This is a genomic window from Ochrobactrum sp. C6C9 (assembly GCF_022627935.1).
In the GTDB taxonomy this organism is placed as follows: Bacteria; Pseudomonadota; Alphaproteobacteria; order Rhizobiales; family Rhizobiaceae; genus Brucella; species Brucella teleogrylli.
The window spans coordinates 1-24,105 of the sequence record NZ_JABXGB010000008.1 but is presented as its reverse complement, the minus strand read 5'-3'; the positions used below and the strand labels follow the sequence as shown (position 1 = coordinate 24,105).

The following is a 24,105-nucleotide window of genomic DNA, read 5'->3' as shown; positions in this document are numbered from 1 at the left end:
GGCCGGGAGTGTTTTTTCCTTTGCGAGAAACCTGCTCTGCAACAGTAATTTGGTCGCTACACAAATGGCCAGAGCAACAGATGGGATGAGGATCATGCGTGGTGGATTTGTCGTGGCCGTTGCACGCGATGGGGAACATCGTTTTTCCAAGCAGCCCGTACCGGAAATCAATATCCTGACCGGGCTTGGTGTCGAGGGCGATGCGCATCAGGGCACAACGGTGAAACACCGTTCACGCGTGAAGGTGGATCCGACCCAGCCCAATCTGCGACAGGTGCATCTCATTCAGGCCGAACTTTTCGACGAACTGTCGGAAAAAGGTTTTCAGATCGCGCCTGCTGATCTTGGCGAGAACGTCACCACGCGGGGTGTCGATTTGCTGGGTTTGCCGAGAGACGCTTTGCTTAAAATCGGCAAGGATGTGGTGTTGCAGGTGACAGGCTTGCGCAATCCATGCCCGCAGATTGAAAACTTCCAGAAAGGCCTTCTCTCGGCAGTGCTCGACAAGATGCCGGATGGCGAAGTGATCCGCAAAACTGGTGTCATGACCATCGTTCTCGCTGGTGGGCATGTGCGCGCTGACGATCCGATTGAAGTCGAGTTGCCGCCGCTGCCTCACGTAAAGCTTGAGCGCGTTTAACACTACAGCTGCATTCTTCGCCATGCCGGTCTGCAACGAGCAATTTCCTGTGCGCCGGTGCTCACGTACCCAAAAGTACGCTCCGCTCCGGTACTCGAAAATCACTCCTTTCGCCACGGCCTGACGAATTTGCAACTATAGTGTTAGACGAAGCCTGCGGCAATCGCGGCATCGGAGAGCCTCGACATTGCTTTTCATATAGCGTAGTGGGACCACTCCGGCATGCGGCGTGCCGCCCATGGCGATGCAGATTTTTTGAGTCCCGCATGATACCGTCTCTGATCAGGAAACAGCCCCTCAACGGCCTCACACTCGAACTCTCGCAGCACTTGGCCCGGGCGGGCTTTCAAGGTGACGTGGAAGTCGGCGACAGCTCGCGTACCGTCTATTCCACCGATAATTCGATCTATCAGGTAGAGCCGACCGGCATCGTGTTTCCCAAGGGCACGGACGATCTGAAAATCCTTACATCGGTTCTGGAACAACCGGCATTTCGCGACGTGGTGATTTCGCCACGCGGCGGCGGCACCGGCACCAATGGCCAGTCGCTCACCTCCGGTATTGTGGTCGATTGCTCGCGCCACATGAACCGCATTCTGGACATCGACACGGAACGGCGCGTGGCCCGCGTCCAGTCGGGCGTGGTGAAAGACCAGCTCAACAAGGCGCTGAAACCGCATGGCCTGTTCTTCGCGCCGGAGCTTTCCACCTCCAACCGTGCCACCATCGGCGGCATGGTCAGCACGGATGCCTGCGGGCAGGGGTCGTGTCTTTATGGCAAGACCAGCAATCACATTCTGGGGCTCAATGTCGTCCTGACCAATGGCGAGGAACTGTGGTCACGCCCGCTCGACGGCCCGGCGCTGGCGCAAGCGCAGCAGAAGCCCGGTCGTATCGGTGAAATTTATCGCGCTGTTGCGCGCATCGCGACCGAAAAACGGGCGCTGATCGACGAGATTTTCCCGAACCTCAACCGTTATATGACGGGTTATGATCTGAAGCATCTGTGGCGCGAGGATGGGCGTTTCGATCTCAACGCCATTCTGTGCGGATCGGAAGGCACGCTGGCGATGATCGCGGAGGTCGAGGTCAATCTTCTGCCGATCCCGGCCCATGCACTCTTGGTCAATATCCGCTATGACAGTTTCAACACCGCGCTGGAACATGCCCGCGCGCTAGTGGCGCTGAAGGTCGCTTCCGTCGAAACCATCGACGAAAAGGTGCTGGGTCTTGCCAAGAAGGACATTGTCTGGCCGGGCATTGCGCGCTTTTTCCCGGATGATGGCGGCAGCCCAACCAATGGCATCAACATTGTGGAACTGGTGGCCGACAGCGCGGTAGAGCTGGAGAGCAAGTTCCGCGAAGTGATTGCTGCGCTTGATGCCGATCAGTCCGATGGCGGCAAGCCTTACACCATTGCGCGTGATCCAAAGGATATCGAGGCGATCTGGACCATGCGCAAGCGCTCGGTCGGTCTGCTCGGCAATGTCGATGGGCCGGTGCGTCCGGTGCCGTTTGTTGAGGATACGGCAGTGCCGCCGGAGAATCTTGCCGCCTATATTCGCGAGTTTCGGGCGCTGCTCGACGGCGAGGGTTTAAGCTATGGCATGTTCGGCCATGTCGATGCGGGCGTGTTGCATGTGCGCCCGGCGCTCGATCTGACGCGGACTGATCACGAGCCACTGGTGCGCAAGATCAGCGATGGCGTGGTTGCGCTGACGCGCAAATATGGCGGTGTGCTGTGGGGCGAACACGGCAAGGGCGTGCGGTCGGAATATGTGCCGGAATTTTTCGGCGCGCTTTATCCAAGCCTGCAGGAAATCAAGGGCCTGTTCGACCCGCGCAATCGGCTCAATCCCGGCAAGATCGCAGCGCCCGCCTCGCAGGCACTGCTGAAGATCGACGAGGTGCCGCTGCGCGGCCAGTTCGACCGGATCATCGGTCTGGAAATCCGTGAAGCTTTCGACAACGCCGCCTATTGCAACGGCAATGGCGCCTGTTTCGATTTCGACGATGCGAGCCTGATGTGCCCGTCCTACAAGGCGACGCGCGACCGTCGCTATTCGCCGAAGGGCCGTGCCTCGCTGATGCGCGAATGGCTGCGCCTGATGGCCGAGAGCGGGAAAGACCCGCGCAAGGAAGCAGGAAAAGCCCGCAGTGCCAGTGCAATCCGCACGCTGCCCGCAAGGCTGTGGAACTCGATCAACCCCGCCAATCGCAACGATTTCTCGCATGAAGTGCGCGAGGCGATGGATAGCTGCCTCGCCTGCAAGGCCTGTGCCGGGCAATGTCCGGTCAAGGTCAGCGTTCCGGCGTTCCGGGCTAAATTTCTCGAAATCTACTATGGACGCTATGCCCGCCCGATCAAGGATATGATGGTGGCGAGCATCGAGAACACGTTGCCTTTGTTTGCGCGGCTGAAGCCCGCCTATAATGCATGGGTGGGGTCATCTCTGGGGCAGGCGCTGATGCGTCGGGCCGGGCTGACGGCGCTGCCGGAAATGCCTGCTTTGTCACTGGCGCGTGAAGCGCGACGCATGGGCGTGGCGGTGGCAACACCGGAGCGGATGCGCAAACTAACGGAGGCGCAGCGGCAACAGGCGGTGGTGTTCGTGCTGGATGCCTTCACGGCCCATTTCGACCCGGCTGTCGGGCTGGCCGCGCTGCAATTGGCGCGCAAGATGGGCTTCACGCCCTATCTCGCCGCACCCAACCAGAACGGCAAGGCCCTGCACGTTCACGGCTATCTCGGCGCTTTCGAGAAAACCGCGTCGAAATCCATCCGCTATCTCAACGAACTGGCCGAGATGGGCATTGCGCTGGTCGGTCTCGACCCTTCCATGACGCTGACCTATCGCAGCGAATATAAGGGGGTCGAGGCGGCGCGGATCAAGGCGCAGGTCAATCTGATGCAGGAATGGCTGCACGCCCATCGCGACCGTCTGCGTAGCGCTGACACCATGGCGGGTGAAAAGCGGCTGCGTCTCCTCGGGCATTGCACCGAGCGCAGCAATGTTCCATCCTCGATGAAGCAGTGGAAATCCGTGTTCCAGCAGATCGGCGTGGAGCTGGATGTGCCGGAAACAGGCTGTTGCGGCATGGCGGGCACGTTCGGCCATGAGGTCCGCAATCGCCCGATTTCGGAAAAGCTGTACGCTGCAAGCTGGAACGGCATCCTCGCATCGTCCGGCGAGGGGGATATCGTCATGGCGACCGGCTATTCCTGCCGCTCGCAGGTGAAGGCGATTGACAGCCGCGCCATCCGGCATCCTGTCCAGATACTCAATGAGATGGTCATGCCCGTCGGCGCGTCGTTTTAAGTTTCCTTGATTGCAATCAAGGAAAACCTGATACAGCGGGACTAGATTTCCGATTGCGGGCTGCTTTGCCCGCATGTTTGGGCGCTTTCGGCCTGTCTGCTCGGGCAGCGGCGGTGCTTGTGATGGAGATCGACATGAAAATGCGTATGACCGCGTTGGGACTTGCCGCCGGTGTCTTGGGCCTTCTTTCTGCGCCTGCTTTTGCTGAAAATATTGAAGTTCACATGCTGAACAAGGGCGCTGAAGGCGTCATGGTGTTCGAACCGGCCTTTATCAAGGCAAAGCCGGGCGACACGGTAACCTTTATTTCGGTGGACAAGGGGCACTATGTCGAGTCGGTCAAGGACATGCTTCCGGCAGGCGTGGCCCCGTTCAAAAGCAAGATGAACGAGACCTATGTGCTGACCGTCACGGAGCCCGGTGCCTATCTCGTCAAATGCACGCCGCATTTTGCGATGGGCATGGTTGCCCTGATCGCTGTTGGCGACAATCCAGCCAATCTCGATCAGATCGTCGCCGCCAAAAAACCGAAGATCGTTCAGATGCGACTGGAGAAAGTCATTGCCAGCGCGCAGTGACGGGTAAGGGCCTTCGTAAAACCGCACTCAATCCGACCAAAAACTGCGCGATGCATGCCGCAGTTTTCGACAACTTGACATTTAATCAATCGATTGATTAAATCATCTTATGAAGCCGCCCCGTCGCACTAGTCCGGCCAGCTCCACTGGCCAAGGCGAAACATCGCTTCCCAGCGATCAGACGCGCATGGCGTTGATCCATGCGGCATTGCAGCTGTTCGGGTCGAAAGGCTTCGACGCCACCTCGACGCGCGAAATTGCGGGCTTTGCCAAGGCGAATATCGGGTCCATCGCCTATCATTTCGGCGGCAAGGAAGGTCTGCGGCTTGCCGCCGCCGACTATATCGTCGAGACGATACAGGGCGTCGCCGGTCAGGCGCTCGGTCATTACGGGGCAATCGGCGAGCCCGCGGTGACGAAGGAGGCCGCGCGTCAGCAGCTGGGCGTCGCGCTGGAACGGATGGTGCAGTTCATCGTGGCGCAACCGGCGTCCGGCGAAATCGTTCAGTTTCTGTTGCGGGAGCTGGCGCATCCGACCGCAGCGCTCGACCGCATCTATTCCGGCGTTTTCGAGCCGACCCACAAACGGCTTTGCGCCGTCTGGGAGGCGGCGACCGGCGAAGCGGCGGAAAGCGAGCAGACGCGCCTCACTATTTTTACGCTGTTAGGGCAGGTCGTCTATTTCCGGATCGGGCAAGAGGCGGTGAAGCGGCGCATGGGCTGGGCGGCTTTCGGCCCCGATGAGGCCAGGGCGGTTGCAGCCGTTGCGCGGCAAAATCTGTTCGCCATTCTTGCCGCCCGCGATGCGCAGCACATTAAGGACGAAGTGTAATGAGCCTTCTCTGTATCGTTCCTTTCGCGTCCTATCTGTTTGCGGCATGCAGCAGCCAGCCGCTGGCCGTCGGCTATGTCGAAGGCGAGTTCGTGCAGCTCGCACCGCTCGAAGTTGCGCAGGTGCAATCCGTCATGGTGAAGCGCGGTGACCGCGTGGAACCGGACAAGCCGATTGCGCTTACCGAAGATACGGATGCGAAGATTGCGGTTGCGCAGGCCGCAGCCGCACGGGCGCAGGCCGAGGCGAAGCTTGCGGATTTGCAGGTGGGCAAACGCCCGGATGAAATTGCGGTTCTGGAAGCGTCGGTGCGCACCGCCAATGCGCAGGCCGATGATGCGCGGCGCACATTGTTGCGTACGCAGGACCTCACCAAGCGCGGGGTGATGACGCAGGCCCAGCTGGACGATGCCAAAACCAGTGTGGAGGTCGCCGAAGCGGCCATCAATCAGAGCATGGCCAATCTGGCCGTAGGGCGCTTGCCCGCCCGCCCGGAAGAAATCAAGGCGGCTGAAAACGCGGTCAAGAGCGCTGCCGCGCAACTCGATTCCGCGCGCTGGCACCTGACCAAGCGCACCATCGTCGCGCCCGCTGCCGGGCGGATCACCGATGTCATCCGCAATCCGGGCGATATTGCCGGGCCAACCGCGCCGGTGCTGACCATGTTGCCGGACGGCGCTGTGAAGCTGAAAGTCTATATCCCGGAAGCAAAATTCTCCTCCGTTCGGGTGGGCGACTTGCTGTCGGTCCGTTGCGATGGCTGCGCGGCAGACCTCAAGGCGAAGGTGAGCTATGTGTCGCCGGACCCTGAATTTACGCCGCCGGTGATCTATTCGCTCGAAACGCGCCAGAAACTTGTCTATCTCGTCGAGGCGCATCCGGTCGATCAGGCTTCGCCGCTCCAGCCGGGCCAGATCGTCGATGTCGATCTGGCGAACCGGTAAACGGAGGCGATCATGCCGAACGCCATCGATGTCAAAGGCCTGGTGAAGCGGTTCGGCGATGCAACCGTCGTCGATCATGTGAGCATGTCGGTGGCGGAGGGCGAGATTGTCGGCTTTCTGGGGCCGAACGGTTCCGGCAAGACCACGACCATCCGCATGATGTGCGGCCTGCTGACCCCCGACGAAGGTGAGGGGCAGGTGCTCGGTTTTGACCTGCGCACGGAAGGGCTGAAGATCAAGCGCGAGGTCGGTTACATGACGCAGCGCTTTTCCTTCTATGAAGACCTGACCATCGCCGAAAATCTGGAATTCGTGGCGCGGCTTTATCGGCTGAAGCCGGTGCGGGAGCACGTCGCGCGCACGCTGGAAGAACTTGGCCTGACATCGCGTGGCAGCCAGCTGGCCGGAACGCTTTCCGGCGGCTGGAAACAGCGGCTGGCGCTTGCCGCCTGTATCATGCACAAGCCGAAGCTCTTGCTGCTGGACGAGCCGACCGCCGGTGTCGATCCCAAGGCGCGGCGCGATTTCTGGGACGAGATCCACCGCCTTGCCGATGGCGGCCTGACGGTGCTGGTTTCGACCCACTATATGGATGAGGCCGAACGCTGCCACCGCATCAGCTATATTTCCTATGGCAAGCTTCTGGCGACGGGAACGGTCAAGGATGTGATCGCCGAGGCGGGGCTGACGACTTTCATCGTCAGCGGCCAACGGCTCAGCGATGTCGCGCGCGAACTGGAGAACGAGCCGGGTGTCGAGCAGGTGGCGCCATTCGGCGCGACGCTGCATGTTGTAGGCTCCGACCGGGCCAAACTTGAAACGGCGCTCGACAAGATCAGACACCGGAAGGACATCGCGGTCGAGGCGGGCGAAACCAGCCTTGAGGATGTTTTCATCCAGTTCATGGCCAATGCGCAGGACAATATGTCGAAAGCGGGAAGCGACGGGAGTAGCAAGGCCGGGAGCAGCAAAGGATGACCGGCAGCTGGTTTTCATTCGAGCGTCTTGGCGCGATGTTGATGAAGGAATTCATCCAGATGCGGCGCGACCGCATCACCTTCGCCATGATGCTGGTGGTGCCGCTGATGCAGCTTCTGCTGTTCGGCTTTGCCATCAACAACGACCCGAAAAGCTTGCCAAGCGCGGTCGTCGTGACAAGTCAGGATCATTACACCCGGGCGATGATTTCGGCGCTGGAAACGACCGGTTATTACCGCTTTGATCATGTGGTTCAAAACGCTGCCGAAGCCGAAGCGCTGCTCGCCAACGGCACAGTCTCTTTCGTGGTCACCATTCCTTCCGACTTCGCGCGGCGGGTGGATGCTGGCGATGCGCCGCAAATCCTGATCGAAGCCGATGCTACCGATCCATCGGTGGCAAGCGGGGCGATTTCGACGCTCGGCACCGTGGCCAGTCAGGCGCTGCTGCGCGAGCAGGGCAAACAGGCCGAAGCGACGGATGCCGCCAGCAGTCAGCTGCAGGTGATCGTGCATCGCCGTTACAACCCGGAAGGCGTGTCGCAATATAATATCGTGCCCGGTCTGCTCGGGGTCATCCTGCAAATGACGATGGTGATGATGACGGCCATGGCGCTGACCCGTGAAACCGAGCGCGGCACCATGGAAAACCTGCTTGCCATGCCCGCCACGCCTGCCGAGATCATGCTGGGCAAGGTGCTGCCGTTTCTGGCTGTCGGCGCGGTGCAGGTGGTGGTCGTGCTGGTTGCGGCAAAGCTTCTGTTCGGCGTGCCGTTCGTCGGATCGCTGGCGCTGCTTCTGGCTTGCGTGCTGATCTTCGTTTTGTCGCTGGTATTGCTCGGCTATACGATTTCGACCGCTTCGCGCACGCAAATGCAGGCCATGCAGCTGACCTTCTTCTTTTTCTTGCCATCGCTGATGCTGTCGGGCTTCATGTTCCCGTTCCGAGGTATGCCGGATTGGGCGCAGACTCTGGGCGAGATTTTCCCGCTCACGCATTTCCTGCGCATCGTGCGCGCCGTCATGCTGAAAGGCGCAACCCTTGCCGATATTGCCGGCGAGGTGAATGCGCTGATCCTGTTCGTTATTCTCTTTGCCACGATGGCGCTGTTGCGCTTCCGGCGCACGCTCGATTAACGAGACGCGCGCCGGAGCCAGGTTTTATCAGCAAGCCGAAGCCGCTAGCTCCACTTTCGGGCGGCGTGACAACGTGAAGAGCAGGCCAGCCCCGGCCAGAAGGCCACCGGCCACCGGGATAGCGGCATAACCGTAGCCAGCGCTCAGCACCGCGCCACCCAGAGCAGCGCCCACTGCATTGCCAAGGTTGAATGCGCCGATATTGATCGACGAAGCGAGCCCCGGTGCTTCGGCTGCGGCCTGCATAACGCGCATCTGAACCGGCGGCACGATGGCGAATGCCGCAGCACCCCAGGCCAGCAGACTGATGAGCGCGCCGACATGGCTGTTGAGCGCGAACGGCAGCACGAAGCTGACGGCTGCGAGCATGGCGAGGAAGATCCGCGTTGCGCCATTGAGCGACCAGTCGGCCAGACGGCCACCCAGCGCATTGCCGATGGTAAAGCCCACGCCGATGATGACGAGCGCCAGCGTCACGAAACCGTCCGAAGCGCCGGTGCGATCAGCCAGAACGGCGGCAACATAGGTGTAGAGCGTGAACATCGCGCCTGCGCCCATCACGGTTGTCGCCAGCGACTTCAACACGGTTGGCCGCATCAGAACGCCCAGTTCCTGACGGATATTGGGCATCTTGCCCGCTTCACCGCGCGGCAGCGAAAGCCAGAGCGCGACAATGGCGACGAGGCCGAGAACCGCAGTTCCCGCAAACGACATGCGCCAGCCGATCTGCTGTCCGATCCAGGTGGCTGCCGGGACGCCGCCGATATTGGCAATGGTGAGACCCATGAACATGGTCGCAACGGCGCTGGCCCGCTTTTCCGGCGGCACGACGCTGGCCGCAACAACTGCGCCGAGACCGAAGAACGCGCCGTGGTTAAGACTTGTCACCAGACGTGCGGCGAGAAGCGTCCAGTAATCGGGCGCCATTGCCGAGAGAATGTTGCCGATGGTGAAGATCGCCATCAGCAGCATCAGCGCGGTGCGCTTGCCGAAGCGACCAAAGGCCAAAGTCATGATCGGCGCGCCGATCATCACGCCAATGGCATAGGCGCTGACCAGAAGACCAGCGGTCGGGATCGATACGTTCACACCATCGGCGATGACAGGCAGCAGGCCCATCGGCGCGAATTCGGTGGTACCGATGCCGAAGGCACCGATTGCAAGCGCAAGCAGCGGCCAGTTGAAACCGGCCGCGCTGGTTGCGCTTGTCTGAGCGGTTGAAGCACTCATAGCGAAATCTCCGTATTACTTGTCCCAGACAGGCGCCAGCTCGGGAGGGCTGACCAGACGTCCATCGGGACGGGCGAGCTTTGCAATCGCTGCCATGTCTTCAGAATTGAGTTCAAAGTCGAAGAGGTCGAAGTTTTCCGCGACACGTTCCGGTTTGGCGGTCTTCGAAAGCGTGATGAAACCGCGTTCGATGAGCCAGCGCAGCGCAACCTGTGCGGCGGTCTTGCCGTATTTCGCGCCAATGGCTTGTAAAGCCGGATCATGCGGAACCGCGCCATCGGCCATGCCGAAATAGGCGGTGATGGCAACGCCTGCTTCCTTGGCGGCTGTGGCAATCGCGTTCTGGTCGAGATAAGGATGAACCTCGATCTGGTTGGTCACGATCGGCGCTTTGGCGCGTTCAATCGCTTCTTTCATCTGCGCGATATTCTGGTTGCTGACGCCGATAAAGCGCGTCTTGCCGGAAGCCTGAACCGCACTCAGCAGGTCAACCTGTTCGGCAATCGATACTTTATGGGCTGGCCAGTGCAGAAGCAGCAGATCGACCTGATCGACTTGCAGCTTGTCCAGGCTTTCGGTTACGGAAGAGGCGAATTTCTCTTCGCTATAATTATCGACCCAGACCTTGGTGGTCAGGAACAGATCGTCACGACGCGCGCCTGCCTTTTGCAAGGCTTGGCCAAGAGAGGCTTCGTTCTGATAAATCTGGGCGGTGTCGAAATGGCGGAAACCTGCTTCCAGTGCGGCTGGAATGATGGCTTCCACTTCGGCATCCGACATGCGGAAAACGCCGAAACCAAGCGCGGGAATGCCCGCGCCATGTGCGTTGACGAACTTCATGGTAACTCCTGTTGACTGGCTGGACGCGTTTCGCGCGGAGGCGCACGAAGCTTGGGAGGCAGACGCTTCCAGTCAAGAATCTATTAGAAACCTGTGATGTCCCAAGAAATAGGCCCAACATTCTCACTTGAAAATGCGCTGGCGTTCCACATTATCTATGAAACGATTTCACAGATGAGGTCATGAATGGATAATCGCGCCGGTGAGATGCAGGTTTTTCTGCGGGTCGTGGAGGCGGGCAGCTTCTCGGAGGCGGCACGATTGCTGCGCATGAACCCGTCCACGATCAGCAAGCTGATTTCCCGCATCGAGACGCGGCTGGGCGTGCGGCTTCTGGAACGGTCGTCGCGCCGCCTGTCGCTGACCGCCGAGGGGCGCATCTATTATGAGCGCAGCCAGGGGCTGCTGCACGACTTCGACGAGATCGAGCGCGAACTGTCGCAAGGCTCGGCCAGCACGGGCGGCACGGTGCGCGTCAACACATCGGTCGCGCTGGGCACGCTGGGACTGGAACCGATACTGCCGGAATTTCTTGCCGCCTATCCCAATATAGTGGTGGACCTGTCACTCGGCGACGAGATTATCGATCTCTATCGTGATCGAACCGATGTGGCGCTTCGCACCGGTCGGTTGCCGAACTCCAGCATGATGGCGCGCCGGATCGGACTGGCCCGGCGCAAGATTGTGGCGGCTCCGGCCTATCTGGAGCGGTGCGGCACGCCGCTGACGGTAGACGACCTTGCGGACCATAATTGCATCGGGTTCAATTTCCGCCGTATGGCGCCCGTCTGGCCGCTCAAGGAAAGTGGTCGCATTGTCGACCGCGCCGTCTATGGCTCGTTGCTCGCCAATAATGGTGAAACGGTCCGTCGCATGGCCGTCGCCGGTCTGGGGCTTGCCCGCCTTGGTGACTATCACGCCCGCGACGATATAGCTGCCGGTCGGCTCGTCGAGGTGCTGGCCGATGTGATCGAGAGCGACGAGGAAGAGGTGAACGCTGTCTATCTGGGTGGCGCGCGCCTGCCCCAGCGTGTGAAGGTTTTCCTCGATTTCGTGGTGCCGCGTTTGCAGGCGTTTCTCGCCAAGTGAAGTGGAATCATGCCGAATCATGTTGCATATTTGCTTCTAAGTGCCGGTTTTCCGCACAAAACGGCGCTTTCCGATAAAATTTAGCACATCTAATAGCTCAATAATTTCAGGTCCTTGAGACGGCGCGTTCGGCTTTTCAAGAATCCGTGCTCTCGTTTTGTATTGACTGTTAACATCGCGTTAACCACAGTTTGTTGCAATGTGTTACGCAGTGTTACAATTGGTGAACTGGAAGCGAGGTGCGGATTGAAAGGTGTACGGCAGATAAAACGACAATCCCGGCAGGCAAGCCTGCCACAAGGGGATAAGTCTGCCGTGGCCAGCATGACCTCATTCTGGGGCCTGATGCGCGCCTATTGGGTATCGGACCGCTGGAGAGAAGCCTGGGCGCTCACCGCCGCGATCTTTCTTCTGACGGCTTTCGTCAGCAAGACGACGGTGTGGGTAGCGGAAGCCTCCGGTCATCTGATGAACTCCATTGTCAACGCCAATACCGCACCGGTTCAAAACCCGTTGGCGACGATTTCCATCAATGCAGGTATTCTCATTCTGCTGATGCTGGCGAAGGATGTGATGCTGGTCGGCTCACGGCATTTCCTTTCAACCACCTTGCACCGCAAGTGGCGCAAATGGCTGAACGACCAGTTTTCCGCAGCGCTTCTTAATAGCAGGCACACGCATTTCCATTTGCAGCAGGGCCGCGGCAACGACCAGATCGACAATGTCGATCAGCGCTTGCAGGAGTCGATCAAGGGCATGACCGGCGGCGCTATCGGCCTCGTAATGGGTATTGTCGGCGTCGTTCTGTCGGCCTTCTTCATCGGGCAGAAGTTGATTGAAATGTCCACGGATGTGGAAGGGCTGGAAGTCTTCGGCTCTTATGGCAGCGCGGTACTCGCCTTCGCCGCCATCCTGATTTACGTGCCGCTTGGCACATTCGTCGCCGTCAAAATCGGTCGTCGCCTGGAACGCCTCAATCTCGGCATACAGCAGGCGGAAGGTTCCTATCGTGGCGAGTGGACGACCCTTTTGCGCCGCAGTTTCCAGATTTCCGCCTCCAATGGCGAGGCCGTGCAGCGTTCGGTAAACGAGCGCCTCTACAAGGATGTGGACGGAACGTGGAATAAGCTCAATCGTTTTGACGCGGCCTATCTTGCCTTCCAGCAAGCCTATGGCTTCCTGTCCAACCGCATCGTCGCCTATATTCCCGGCCTTCTGCCCTATATGGGCGGGTCGGTGAGCTTCCGGAATTATGTCACGGGCGCGGAACTGGTCGCCGCCATGATCAATGATTGCTCGTGGTTCATTCAGGTCATGCCTGCCATCGCCAATCTGCGCGCCAATGCCGGTCGCGTGACCGGGCTGGCGCGCGCCATGGAAAATGTGCTGGACCCGACGGACTTCTATGCGCGCTCGGGCGTCAACCGCTTTGCCTTTGGCCGTCAGCATCCGCGCTTCGGCCTGTCTGTCCGCAACCTCACGCTGATGCAGGGGGCGGGCAGCGAAGCGCCGTTCCTGCGTTCCGGCGTCATCAATATCCGCGCGGGCGACTGGGTCTATATGCGCGGTGAATCCGGCTCGGGCAAAACCTCTTTCGTCAAGGCGCTAAACGGCCTTTGGCCCTATGGCACCGGCGATATCATCTATCCGCAGAACGCGACCACGCTCTATGCCACGCAGGATGCGAAGTTCCCCTCCGTCTCGCTGAAGCAGCTTGTCAGCCTGCCGGGCGATGCCGGAAGCTTCAGCGATCTTGCCGTCGCTGCGGTCCTGCATGAAGCGGGTCTCGGCGAATTCATCGAAAAGATGAACGATAGCGATGCCGGTGGCGCACCGTGGGATATGGTTCTGTCTGGCGGGCAAAAGCAGAAGATCGTGCTGGCGCGCATTCTCCTGCACAAGCCTTCGATCATCTTCCTTGATGAAGCCACAGGCGCGCTCGACCCGACTTCAAAGGCGCGCTTCCATGCCGCCCTGAAGAGCCGCTGCCCTGATGCCATCGTCATCAGCATCATGCATGAGGAAAAGCTTCCGGTGCTGGAAAACGGCGCGCAGGTATATTCCCATGTGCTGGATATCCGCAATGGCTATGTATCGTTGCGTCCAGTCCACTTCGATCTTCCGGGTGCTGCCAACGCCCCGCTCATCGCGGCTGAATAATCGCTGCCTATAACGCAGGGTTGTAAAAGTCCAAATTTGGACTATATTCCATTCTGGACGAATGGAGACGATCATGGCTCGTGGCAATGTGGCGTTAAAGACTGGGATAGAAAAAGGACCGGACGTTCTTGATCCGCGCCGTTTCGGCCCATTATCGCGCAAGCGATTGAGTGCGCCCGGGCTGCGTACCTTTCTGGCCATTGCCGATCTCTGGGGGCTGGACGAGCAGCAGCGTCTGCTGGTGCTGGGTCTTCCGTCGCGCTCGACCTATTACAACTGGGTGAAAGCCGTGCGCGAACATCGCGATATCACGCTGGATGTCGATGTGCTGACGCGTCTGTCTGCCGTGCTCGGCATTCATCAGGCGCTGGGTGTTCTTTATCCGGATGAGACGGCGGGCGTGCGCTGGCTGACGACGCCCAATCGCGCAATGGTGTTTGGCGGGCACCCGCCGCTGAGGCTGGTGACGGGTGGCACACAGGACGGATTGCTGACTGTGCGGCGGTTTCTCGATGCGGCCCGTGGCGGCCACTTCATGGAACCAAACGAGATCGACAGCGCCTTCACGCCTTATCGCGATTCCGACGTGGTGTTCTCGTGAGGCGCAATCCCGCGCCGCAACCGAGTTACAGGCTTATTCCGTCGCGTTTTCCTCCGGTCGGACTTTTCGACACGGTGGCGACCGCTGCCGATCTGGAAGCGGTGATGGAACTGGCCGGCTGGACCAATGACCGGCTACTGGTCGAACGTCTGCAAAGGCTGCCGCATGAGGAATGGGTGTTCGGCAGGCCGAATTCCAGCATCGTCATGGCGACATTTCTGCATGTCGCGCCGGGCGGCATGCGGTTCAACGGGCCGGAGCTCGGCGCATGGTATGCCGCCGCCAGCCTCACCACCTCCGTAGTGGAAGTCGCGCATCATATGCGCCGTGAGGCGGTGGCCACGGGGCAGGCGACGCTTTCCCGGACATTCCGCGTTTATAGCGCGCGTCTTGAAGGCGATTTCATCGATATCAGCGGCGAACAGGTGGCAAGACCTGAAATCTATGCATCCGAAGACTATAGCGCGTCGCAGCTTTTCGGCGAGGAAATGCGCGCTGCCGGAGAAAACGGCATCCTGTTCGATAGCCTCCGCCATGAGGGCGGCGTCAACATAGCCGCGTTTCGTCCGAGCCGTATTCTCGATGTTGTGCAGGGCGATCACTACGATGTGACGGTCGAGGCATCCTCGCAGAAAATTCAGGCGAAGAAGCTGTCTGGATAAGGCAGTTGTTACACCGCCCATTCGACATCGGTGGTGAAGGCGATGGTGAGCCAGCGGTCGGGGCTTTCTTCACCCAGCGCATTGCCGATTTCATCGCGCAAAGCGTCCCATTCTTCCAGTCGCCGGGGTGGTAGGTTGGGCGGAACGATAAAGTAAAGTTCGATCTGTTTGCCGCGACCGACTTTGGCGACATAAGCGCGATAGGACACGAAGCCATGACGCTTCACAATATCCTGCGCCACGCTGTCGACATGTTGCTTGAGATCGGCGGGCGTAACCAGAAATATGTCGGCCAGCGCCTGTTTTATCGTGCCGATAGGCATAGGGATGATGACGAGACAGACCACGGCCAGCGCGGTCGGGTCGATATAGGGCGCTATCCAACCAAGCTCGGTGCCCTCCACGAGATAGCCGATCAGGAAGGCGATCAACAGAGCGGCGGTAATGCCGCCCGACATGATCCACGCCTTGGCATCCAGCGCCACGAACTCCGATTTTATGACGCGGTTGGCGCGCATTTCGAACCACGCCATGCCGAGGCATGCGACCAGCGCAACCACCGCATAGAAGATGGCGTAGGTGAATTCGAGATGGCGACCGCCCTGCATGATAATGGCGATCGCATTGATGAGTGCGTAGATCGCAACGCCGGTCAGCATGATGCCGTTCAGGCCAAGCACCATCGGTTCCAGATGCCAGAACCCCATGGTGAAACGCTCGCGCAATTTGCGGTTGGGCTGCTCCGGGGATGCGGAGAGCGCGATGAGGCGCGATACGATCAGCGCGAGCCCGCTCATGGCTGCGTCGGCCAGCATATAGACACCGTCGAAGACAATGGAGAATGAACCGGACAAAAGACCGAATACGACGCCGAAACCGGCGACCAGCAGAGTAACGCCTATCGAGACTTGAAGAACCGTTTGTTCACCGCGCAATTTTTACTCCAAATTTAAAAATCAAATCGGCAATATGGCTTGAAAGGTCATTCGCCGCTTTATTCGCGTTGCGTGCGATGGAAAATATATACATCGAAGGAAGGAAACCGGCAAATTCGAGATGTTTTTATTGAAGAATCCTCTAACATGAAAGTCATCGCTTCGGCTTCCTGAAGCTTTCCTGCGCGCTGTCGTTCGCAAACGAAAAGAAGGGGTGTGTCTTGTCGATACGGATTGGCCAAAAATACGGGCACCTCATTCACGGATGGAGCTGCGCCTGCCATAGCCCGCAAGCCCTGCAACTGATGGCACGAATGGAAAAGAAGCTGTCGCGCCGCAATCTGCTCAAGGCTGCCGCCGCAACGCTTACCGTATCGGCACTGGGCCTGACCGGCACGGCGATGGCGCAGACCAAAGCCCCGGCAAAGCCGGTTTTCCTGACCAATGTGAAGATTTTCGACGGAACCAGCGCCAAGCTCATCGAAGGCCAGAACGTTCTGGTGGAAGGAAATCTCATCAAGGCGCTGGTCGGCGCGCAGGAAACGGTCGCAGACGCGGACGTTATAGATTGCGGTGGTCGCACACTGATGCCGGGCATGATCGAAGCCCACTGGCACTCCATTCTGGCCGGAATATCGCAAATGGCGGCCATGACAGCCGATATTCCCTATGTGCATCTGGTGGCCGCGCAGGAAGCCGAGCGCACGGTGCTGCGCGGCTTCACGACGGTGCGCGATGTTGGTGGGCCGTCTTTCGCGCTCAAGCGCGTCATTGACGAGGGCGGCGTGGTGGGCCCGCGCATTTACCCATCCGGCGCCATGATTTCGCAGACCTCCGGTCACGGCGATTTTCGTATGCGCACCGATCTGCCGCGAAGCGCGCAGAGCGATCTGAGCGTGGCGGAACGGGCGGGCATATCGGCCATTGCCGACGGCGAGGCCGAAGTGCTGCGCCGCGTGCGCGAGCAGTTGATGCTCGGCGCAAGCCAGATCAAGATCATGGGCGGCGGCGGTGTTTCCTCATCTTACGACCCGATCGACGGTATACAGTTCACCGAAGCCGAGACCAAGGCGGCTGTTGCTGCCGCCTCCGACTGGGGCACCTATGTCTGCATCCACACCTATACATCCGCCGGCATTCAGCGGGCTCTCGATTGCGGCGTGAAATCCATCGAGCATGGCCAGCTTGCCGATGAGGAAACCGTCAAGCGCATGGCCGATGCCGATGCGTGGTGGAGCATTCAGCCGTTTCTTTCCGACGAGGATGCCAATCCGAAATCCGACCCGGTGCAGCGCCAGCAACAGCAGCAGATTTCCGACGGCACGGTGAGGGCAATCGAGCTTGGGCGGAAGTACAAGGTCAAGATGGCGCTCGGGACCGACATTTTGTTCAACCCGAAGGGCACTGCGACCCAAGGCAGGCAGTTGGCGAAATTTGCGCGCTGGTATGACAATGCAGACGTGCTGCGCATGCTGACCAGCGGCAATGCCGATCTGGTCGCGCTTTCGGGGCCGCGCAATCCTTATCCGGCAAAACTGGGCCGCATCGAAGCGGGAGCCTATGCGGATATTCTCGTGCTGGATGGCAATCCGCTCGATGATATTTCATTGATTGCCGATCCAGACCGCACGATGAAGCTCATCATGAAGGATGGGCGCATTCACAAAAACACGCTTTCGGCTTGAAGGGGCGCATTTTGAATAGACCAGGTCACTACGCGGTTGCCATTGTCCTGTCCCTTTGCGGCGCACAGGCTGCCAGTGCCGCCGATGCGGTTACCGTTCCGCCGGAGGCGCCGCCCGTCGTGGAAAGCCGGCGCTGGGCCCTGCAAATCACACCCTATGTCTGGGCTGCGGGTCTCAAGGGCGATATTTCGCCTTTCCAGCGCGCACCGACCATCGGCATCGAAAAGTCCTTTTCCGATGTGTTGAGCGATCTCAATTTCAGCGGCTTCGTCAATGTCTGGGGCCGCTACGACCGTTTTGTCGTCTCGGGCGACATGATGTATGTCGATACGACTGAAAGCCACGCCTACGGCAACCTGCCGCCGCTGCCGATTGCCATTCCATCGGGCACGGTCGTCAAGGGCGATGTGGACAGCAAGCAGTTCATGGCCACGCTGCAAGCCGGTTATCGCGTGGTCGATACGCCCAAATTCACGCTTGATGCGCTGGGCGGCATCCGCTTCTGGCACATTTCCAATGATGTGACGGTGAGCGCGCTTGGCCTGACGCGGAGTTATGGCGAAAGCTTCAACTGGGTCGATCCGGTGGTCGGCACGCGAGCGCTTCTGCGACTCACGGACAAGCTCTCCTTGCAGGCACAGGCGGATATTGGCGGCTTCGGTGCCGGATCTGAGCTGACCTGGTCGGTGCTTGGCACGGTCAATTATCTGCTCACCGATCACCTGTCGGTCTCGGCGGGCTACAAGGCGCTGCATGTCGATTATGACCGCGATGGCTATGTGTTCGATTCTCGCCTGAAGGGCCCGGTTTTGGGTGTGACCTATCGGTTCTGAACGACAGCATATTGGGGCCGGAATTCTCCGGCCCTTTATACATTTTGATTGAGACTAGCTTTGGCTGCGCCGTGCCTTCATCACCAGATAGGCGATGGCGAGAAACACGAACCAGAACGGCGTGACCTTCAGGGCTGCTGCGGTATCTGGTTCCTGCGCGAGCGCCCACAAAATGAAGGCGAAGAAGGCGAAGACCATGACCACGGCGGCGCGTCCACCCGGCATTTTGAACGTGGACTTCTCATGCAGATCAGGGCTCTTGCGGCGATATTGCAGATAGGACGCAAGAATGATCGACCAGATGAAGATGAAGAGCAGCGCCGAGATCGTGGTAACGATGGTGAAAGCTTCGATGATGCTCTGGCCTGCATAGAGCAGAACCACGCCTGCCAGCAGGAAGATGCACGAGAAGAACAGCGCGTTGACCGGCACCTTGCGGTTGTTCAACTTGCCGAGCGCCTCCGGCGCCAGCTTCGAGGTGGCGAGGCCGTAGATCATGCGCGAGGTTGAGTAGATGCCCGAATTCGCGCTCGACGTTGCCGAGGTGAGCACCACGAAATTCACCACATGGGCGGCGATGCCGAGACCGGCCAGCGAGAACATGGCGACGAACGGGCTGGAGCTTGGATCGACCTGATCCCAAGGGATCACGGTGATGATCACAAACAGCGCACCGAGATAGAACAGCACCACGCGGATCGGGATCGAGTTGATGGCTTTTGGCAAATTGCGCACCGGGTCCTTGGTTTCGGCGGCGGCGGTGCCGACGAGTTCGATGCCGACAAAGGCGAAGACCGCGATCTGGAAACCGGCGACAAAGCCGAGGAAACCGTTGGGGAAGAAGCCGCCATGGTTCCACAAATGCGCGACCGAGGCCCGGCTGCCGTTCGGCAGGGTAAAGCCGGTCGAGAGCATGTACACGCCGGCGATGATCAGTGCGACGATGGCGACGATCTTGATGAGCGCGAACCAGAATTCGATTTCACCGAAATTGCGAACGGTGGGCAGATTGAGCGCCAGAAGCGTGAAGATCAGCCCAAGTGCCGGTATCCAGAGCGCCAGTTCGGGAAACCAGAACGAGACATAACCCGATACGGCCACCACGTCTGCCACGCCCGTCACGATCCAGCAAAGCCAGTAGGTCCAGCCGGTGAAGAACTGCGCCCATGGGCCGAGATAATCGCCCGCGAAATCTGCGAATGAGCGATATTCGAGATTGGACAGCAGGATTTCACCCAATGCGCGCATCACGAAGAACAGCATGAAGCCGATCACCGCATAGACGAGCAGGATCGAAGGGCCAGCCAGCGAAATGGTCTTGCCCGAGCCCATGAAAAGGCCGGTGCCAATCGCGCCGCCAATGGCGATCAGTTGCAGGTGTCTGTTGGATAGATTGCGCGCAAGGTGGGTATCCTCCTCCCGATCGGAATCGACAGAAGGTTTGGATGCGATGTTCATTCAAACGCCTCTTTTTATCGAGCAGATGCCAGATAGACCGCATCCGCAATTGTGCGCCCAATTGGACGAACGGTGCTTTCTGATAGACGATGAGAACGATGATGGAAACAGCGCGGAATATAATAATTAGGCTAAGATTTGACGCGGAAAGCTCTATTCAAAGCGCTAATATACTATTGATATAACGAGTAGTAGGCTATCTATTAGGGATTTGCGCTTGGGCGCGGCCATGAAAAATCATCGGCGCGACCGGGTGCGGGTTTTTTCTCGACAGGTGCCGGGTGGGTATTTTGGGGGCGTACGCCAAGATTGCCGCCGAGCAAAACGCCGCTCTCGTCCTTATTGATGTCGCGCAGGCTGACGGGTGCGACCCGGTCCACGGGTTTGGACGGGTCTTGCGCACCGGCAGCCGGGAGAGGCTGGCCCTCTTCCTTGCCGCCGCCAAGATAGGCGCGCAGCGGCTTTTCCGCATAGAAGGCAAGCTTGCGCTTGCCAGCCGAAGTGATGTTGATGCCGTCATTGCCGCGCAGGCGCGCCGTCTGACCGTTGATGTCGAAACCGGTCTGGGTGAAATTGCCGTCTTCATCGATAAAGCCGTCCCAGACATCGGCAAACTTGCCGCCCGCCTTTTCCGTGGTGGTGCGGTAGATTTCATTCAGCGCCAGCATGTCCTGTGACATGCCTTTCGGACGGAAGGCGGGCTGCCCGACCCAGACCAGCGGATAATGGCGGTCATTGATCGCCTTGACGAACTGGTCCACGCGCTTTTGATATTCCGCAGTCCATTCCGGCGAACGTGCGGCGAGGCTGGCGCCATTGGCCGTGATCGCCTGACGATCGTTGGAGCCGATCATCACGACGACGGCGGCAGGCTTTTCCTCATCCAGTATCTTGCCGATATTTTCCGGCCAGTTGAAATAGTCCTCACGCACAAAGCCCGACGAACCGTTGATGCGGGTTGTGACCGTCACATCCGGATCAGACGCAAAGGCCACATCGAGCCCTTCGGCAAGGCCGCTGCTGATGAAATCACCGACCACCAGCACCTTTTTTGCATCCGGGTTTTTCTCGATGACAGGCACGGTGGGCACTGCCACCTGTGGCGCGGCTTTGCGGGTGACGGGAGACGTCGCCTTGGGTGCGCGTTTCGGCTTTGGGCGGCTCTGCTGGGGCCGGGGCTGCTCATATTGGCGTTGCGGTTGTCGCGAACCAAACAGCAAGTCGAAAAGCGTCCGTGGCCGTTCCTGCGCTGATGCACTGGCAAGACCGGAAAGCAGCAGCGCCAGCGCTGCCAGCATGACACTGGCCGCCTTCAACATTTCGACTGCAATCCGAGATTTGCGCATCAGTTCCGCTTTCGTTGCAAAGCCATCATAATACGGCATGGCGCAAAAATGAAACGGAGCGCGCTTCGTGGGAAACGCGCTCCGATAAATCTGCGGTTCGTCTTAACGGCGACGCAGGACTGACAACACTTCCTTGCTCGGATGTCCATCCGGCTGCAAGCCGTTGCGCTGCTGGAAGGCCTCGATGGCTTTACGCGAGGTGGAGCCGATCTTGCCGTCGATATTACCGTCGTAATAGCCGAGCGCCTTGAGATGCGTCTGCAATTCCTGACGCTCGTTCATGGTGATCGGGGTGAACGGACGGTTCCAGTCCTGACGCAGCCCCTGATAGCCACTGATGCGGTCTGCCAGAAGGCCGACAGCCAGCGCATATTTGTCAGCATTGTTATAGCGCTTGATGACAAAGAAGTTCTTGGTCATCAGGAATGCCGGGCCCTTGCGGCCATCCGGCACCTTCAGCGTCACCTTTTCGCTCGGGTCGGGGAATGCACGCCCATTGGCGCGCACGACGCCGCGCTTTTGCCATTCGGCGACAGTCAGCGAACCGGATGGGAACTTGCCGCCCGCCGGTAGCACCACTTCGTAACCCCATGTCCGGCCCGGCTGCCAGCCATTGCGGTGCAGCAGATTGGCGGCAGTGCCCAGCGCATCGGGAATGGAATTCCAGATGTCGCGCTTGCCATTGCCATCCATATCGACCGCATAGGCCTGATAGCTGGTCGGGATGAACTGCGTATGACCGAGGGCGCCCGCCCACGAACCGGAAAGATGGCCGCGATCAATATCACCGGTCTGGAGGATCTTCATCGCGGCGATCAGCTGTGTGCGGCCATATTTGGCGCGCTTCGGATCGGCATAGGCCAGCGTCGCGAGCGAACGAACCGCATCGCGCATCACGTCGTCGCGCTTGAGAATCTCGCCGTAATTGCTTTCCATTGACCAGATGGCGAGCAGAATATTCCGATCAACCGAAAAGCGTTGTTCGATGCGCTGCAGCCACGGGCCCCATTTGCGCGCCATGCTCTGGCCGACGCCTGTAGAGTCCTCGTTCACGCGATTGTCGATGTAATTCCAGACAGGCTCGGTGAATTCCGGCTGATAACGCGCCTTCTCCAGCACGACGGGATCGGCAGCATCGACACCGCGGAAGGCGCGGTCGAAGGTGGAAGGCGAAACGCCGGCGTTGATGGCAACCGGACGGAAATTCGCCACCCACTGGCGAAATTTCGCATCGGCAAAAGCCGAACCGGTCGAAAGGGTGGATGCCAGCACCACAACGGCAACCGTAGCGGTCGCCTTGAGCTTCAGCGTCTGTCCCAGTGTGAATGGAAATCGCAGCATTCTGTGTTTCCCTTCTGCAATCTTCATGCCGGAACGTCTTGTTTTCCGGCGTGTTTCTTAAGAATGTCGATGCCGCTCGGTTCAGATTGCATGCGCTAACTAATACCATCCACTGTTTCAATTTGGCAGTGTAAAATTGGCATCGACCAGTTGAATGTTCAAATTATAGTCTGTCGGTTAGCATTTGGTTTACCATGGGCGGCGCTGCGGCAAAATTTGCCGGAAAATTGGAAAAATTTTTGAATCAAGCAACATTAAGAATGGTTCATTTAATGTGATGGTATGATCCATGTAATTTCGTCGTTCTTTAATGAAATAGCCTTATTTGAAATTCAGTTGCTTCAATGCTTTGATAGCAAGATTGCATTAGTGAAAATCGAGGAGACGAATGAGTTCGATCCGCAAAATCCGCAAAGCCGTTTTCCCCGTTGCCGGTCTCGGCACCCGGTTCCTTCCCGCCACCAAATCGATCCCCAAGGAAATGCTGACGGTCGTGGACAAGCCCGTCATTCAGTATGTGGTCGATGAAGCGCGTGAGGCCGGCATCGAACATCTGATTTTCGTCACCGGGCGCAACAAGGCGGTCATCGAAGATTATTTCGATGCGCAGGTCGAGTTGTATGCTACGCTTGCCGAACGCGGCAAAAAGGCCGAACTCGATCATCTTCAGGATTTGCAGCCGCAGCCGGGCACGACGAGCTTTACCCGTCAGCAGGTTCCGCTTGGCCTTGGTCACGCGGTCTGGTGTGCGCGTGAGCTGGTCGGCGATGAGCCGTTTGCGCTTCTGCTGCCGGATATGGTGATGCAGTCGAAGAAGGGCTGCCTCGCCGAAATGGTCGAGCTTTACGAAAAGACCGGCGGCAATGTCATCGCGGTGCAGGAATGCGACCCGGAAGAGGCGCATAAATACGGTATCGTCGGCAAGGGCAATGCAATCGGCTCCGGTTTCGAGATTACCCAGATGGTCGAAAAGCCCGCCAAGGGCACCGCGCCGTCCAATCTCTACATCAATGGCCGTTACATTTTGCAGCCGGAAATCTTCGAACTTCTGAGCAAGCAGGAAAAGGGCGCTGGCAACGAAATCCAGCTTACCGATGCCATGCTGAAGCTGGCCGATGCGCAGAAATTCTATGGCTTCGACTATCAGGGCCGCACTTTCGATTGCGGTTCCAAGGCAGGCTTCATCGAAGCCAATGTCGCGTTTGCGCTGTGGCGCAAGGACATCCGCCCCTCGGTGGAAGTGTCGATCAGCGAATTGCTGGAAACGATCAAGCCAGCCTGAGTTGGGTGCTGAAAATCGAAAACCGCCTTAAGTCTTGAAGGCGGTTTTTTTTGTTGCCCGCTTCTAGTGGATTGAATTTGACGTTTGAATCCGGGCTGACATAGATGCTGTTTCAAACGTCAAATTCGAAAAATCCACTAAAGCATGTCGCTGTTAACCGGATTCGGGATTCCCGTTTGGCTTGATCTGTGATTCACTTGTCTCATGGAAGGAGA

At 58.8% G+C, this 24,105-nt stretch carries 20 protein-coding genes; 14 read left to right on the top strand and 6 right to left on the bottom strand.

Going from position 1 to position 24,105, the window contains the following annotated elements; translation table 11 throughout:
- Positions 1–94 precede the first annotated feature (94 nt).
- The 7 genes from HWD97_RS08240 (at position 95) to HWD97_RS08210 (ending at position 8,428) form a co-directional block, all read left to right on the top strand.
- Complete coding sequence (locus HWD97_RS08240) at positions 95–640, top strand: MOSC domain-containing protein (protein ID WP_109367739.1); 546 nt, start codon at positions 95–97, stop codon at positions 638–640.
- A 266-nt stretch (positions 641–906) separates the two neighbouring features.
- Positions 907–3,960 carry an FAD-binding and (Fe-S)-binding domain-containing protein gene (locus HWD97_RS08235; protein ID WP_121539240.1) on the top strand — a complete coding sequence of 1,018 codons (3,054 nt, stop codon included), beginning with the start codon at positions 907–909 and terminating at the stop codon, positions 3,958–3,960.
- 140 nt (positions 3,961–4,100) lie between these two features.
- Positions 4,101–4,538: a pseudoazurin gene (locus tag HWD97_RS08230; protein ID WP_121539252.1), complete on the top strand. Its 438-nt coding sequence runs from the start codon at positions 4,101–4,103 to the stop codon at positions 4,536–4,538.
- Positions 4,539–4,647: 109 nt separating this feature from the next.
- A complete protein-coding gene (locus HWD97_RS08225) occupies positions 4,648–5,370 on the top strand; it encodes a DUF1956 domain-containing protein (protein ID WP_121539241.1) in 723 nt (240 codons plus the stop codon).
- Positions 5,370–6,314, top strand: coding sequence for an HlyD family secretion protein (locus HWD97_RS08220; protein ID WP_121539242.1), 945 nt, complete (start codon positions 5,370–5,372; stop codon positions 6,312–6,314). Before HWD97_RS08225 ends, HWD97_RS08220 begins: the two co-directional genes overlap by 1 nt.
- A gap of 12 nt (positions 6,315–6,326) precedes the next feature.
- Positions 6,327–7,292, top strand: coding sequence for an ABC transporter ATP-binding protein (locus tag HWD97_RS08215; RefSeq protein WP_121539243.1), 966 nt, complete (start codon positions 6,327–6,329; stop codon positions 7,290–7,292).
- The gene (locus tag HWD97_RS08210; protein WP_121539244.1) at positions 7,289–8,428 is read left to right on the top strand and encodes an ABC transporter permease; all 1,140 of its coding nucleotides are present in this window, start codon (positions 7,289–7,291) and stop codon (positions 8,426–8,428) included. The genes HWD97_RS08215 and HWD97_RS08210 overlap by 4 nt, the downstream gene beginning before the upstream one ends.
- A gap of 27 nt (positions 8,429–8,455) precedes the next feature.
- On the opposite strand, the gene HWD97_RS08205 is transcribed toward HWD97_RS08210, so the two are convergent.
- Together HWD97_RS08205 and HWD97_RS08200 are read right to left on the bottom strand one after the other, a co-directional pair.
- Positions 8,456–9,658 carry an MFS transporter gene (locus HWD97_RS08205; RefSeq protein ID WP_121539245.1) on the bottom strand — a complete coding sequence of 401 codons (1,203 nt, stop codon included), beginning with the start codon at positions 9,656–9,658 and terminating at the stop codon, positions 8,456–8,458.
- A 15-nt stretch (positions 9,659–9,673) separates the two neighbouring features.
- A complete protein-coding gene (locus HWD97_RS08200) occupies positions 9,674–10,498 on the bottom strand; it encodes an aldo/keto reductase (RefSeq protein ID WP_121539246.1) in 825 nt (274 codons plus the stop codon).
- Positions 10,499–10,684: 186 nt separating this feature from the next.
- Between HWD97_RS08200 and HWD97_RS08195 the strand changes: the two genes are divergently transcribed.
- The 4 genes from HWD97_RS08195 (at position 10,685) to HWD97_RS08180 (ending at position 15,010) form a co-directional block, all read left to right on the top strand.
- A complete protein-coding gene (locus tag HWD97_RS08195; protein WP_109367731.1) occupies positions 10,685–11,587 on the top strand; it encodes a LysR family transcriptional regulator in 903 nt (300 codons plus the stop codon).
- Between the two features lie 315 nt (positions 11,588–11,902).
- On the top strand, positions 11,903–13,747 hold the full coding sequence (locus HWD97_RS08190) for an ABC transporter ATP-binding protein/permease (RefSeq protein WP_167836140.1): 1,845 nt from the start codon (positions 11,903–11,905) through the stop codon (positions 13,745–13,747).
- A gap of 73 nt (positions 13,748–13,820) precedes the next feature.
- A complete protein-coding gene (locus tag HWD97_RS08185; RefSeq protein WP_121539247.1) occupies positions 13,821–14,348 on the top strand; it encodes an MbcA/ParS/Xre antitoxin family protein in 528 nt (175 codons plus the stop codon).
- Entirely contained in the window at positions 14,345–15,010 is a 666-nt protein-coding gene (locus HWD97_RS08180; protein ID WP_121539248.1) for an RES family NAD+ phosphorylase, read from the top strand. Before HWD97_RS08185 ends, HWD97_RS08180 begins: the two co-directional genes overlap by 4 nt.
- 8 nt (positions 15,011–15,018) lie before the next feature.
- Here HWD97_RS08180 and HWD97_RS08175 read toward each other — a convergent pair whose 3' ends face one another.
- Complete coding sequence (locus HWD97_RS08175) at positions 15,019–15,945, bottom strand: cation diffusion facilitator family transporter (protein ID WP_121539249.1); 927 nt, start codon at positions 15,943–15,945, stop codon at positions 15,019–15,021.
- Positions 15,946–16,259: 314 nt separating this feature from the next.
- Here HWD97_RS08175 and HWD97_RS08170 point away from each other — a divergent pair, with 314 nt between their 5' ends.
- On the top strand, positions 16,260–17,630 hold the full coding sequence (locus HWD97_RS08170; protein ID WP_121539250.1) for an amidohydrolase family protein: 1,371 nt from the start codon (positions 16,260–16,262) through the stop codon (positions 17,628–17,630).
- Between the two features lie 47 nt (positions 17,631–17,677).
- On the top strand, positions 17,678–18,463 hold the full coding sequence (locus tag HWD97_RS08165) for a hypothetical protein (protein WP_371830843.1): 786 nt from the start codon (positions 17,678–17,680) through the stop codon (positions 18,461–18,463).
- Between the two features lie 54 nt (positions 18,464–18,517).
- Here the strand turns inward: HWD97_RS08165 and HWD97_RS08160 are convergent, their stop codons facing one another.
- The 3 genes from HWD97_RS08160 to HWD97_RS08150 all read right to left on the bottom strand — a co-directional run bounded on the left by HWD97_RS08160 (position 18,518) and on the right by HWD97_RS08150 (position 22,608).
- Positions 18,518–19,921, bottom strand: coding sequence for an amino acid permease (locus tag HWD97_RS08160; protein ID WP_109367725.1), 1,404 nt, complete (start codon positions 19,919–19,921; stop codon positions 18,518–18,520).
- 203 nt (positions 19,922–20,124) lie between these two features.
- On the bottom strand, positions 20,125–21,267 hold the full coding sequence (locus HWD97_RS08155; RefSeq protein WP_121539254.1) for a DUF459 domain-containing protein: 1,143 nt from the start codon (positions 21,265–21,267) through the stop codon (positions 20,125–20,127).
- A gap of 102 nt (positions 21,268–21,369) precedes the next feature.
- A complete protein-coding gene (locus tag HWD97_RS08150) occupies positions 21,370–22,608 on the bottom strand; it encodes a lytic murein transglycosylase (protein WP_109367724.1) in 1,239 nt (412 codons plus the stop codon).
- A 388-nt stretch (positions 22,609–22,996) separates the two neighbouring features.
- On the opposite strand from HWD97_RS08150, the gene galU reads away from it, so the two are divergent.
- A complete protein-coding gene (galU, locus tag HWD97_RS08145) occupies positions 22,997–23,890 on the top strand; it encodes a UTP--glucose-1-phosphate uridylyltransferase GalU (protein ID WP_078339237.1) in 894 nt (297 codons plus the stop codon).
- Positions 23,891–24,105: the final 215 nt, after the last annotated feature.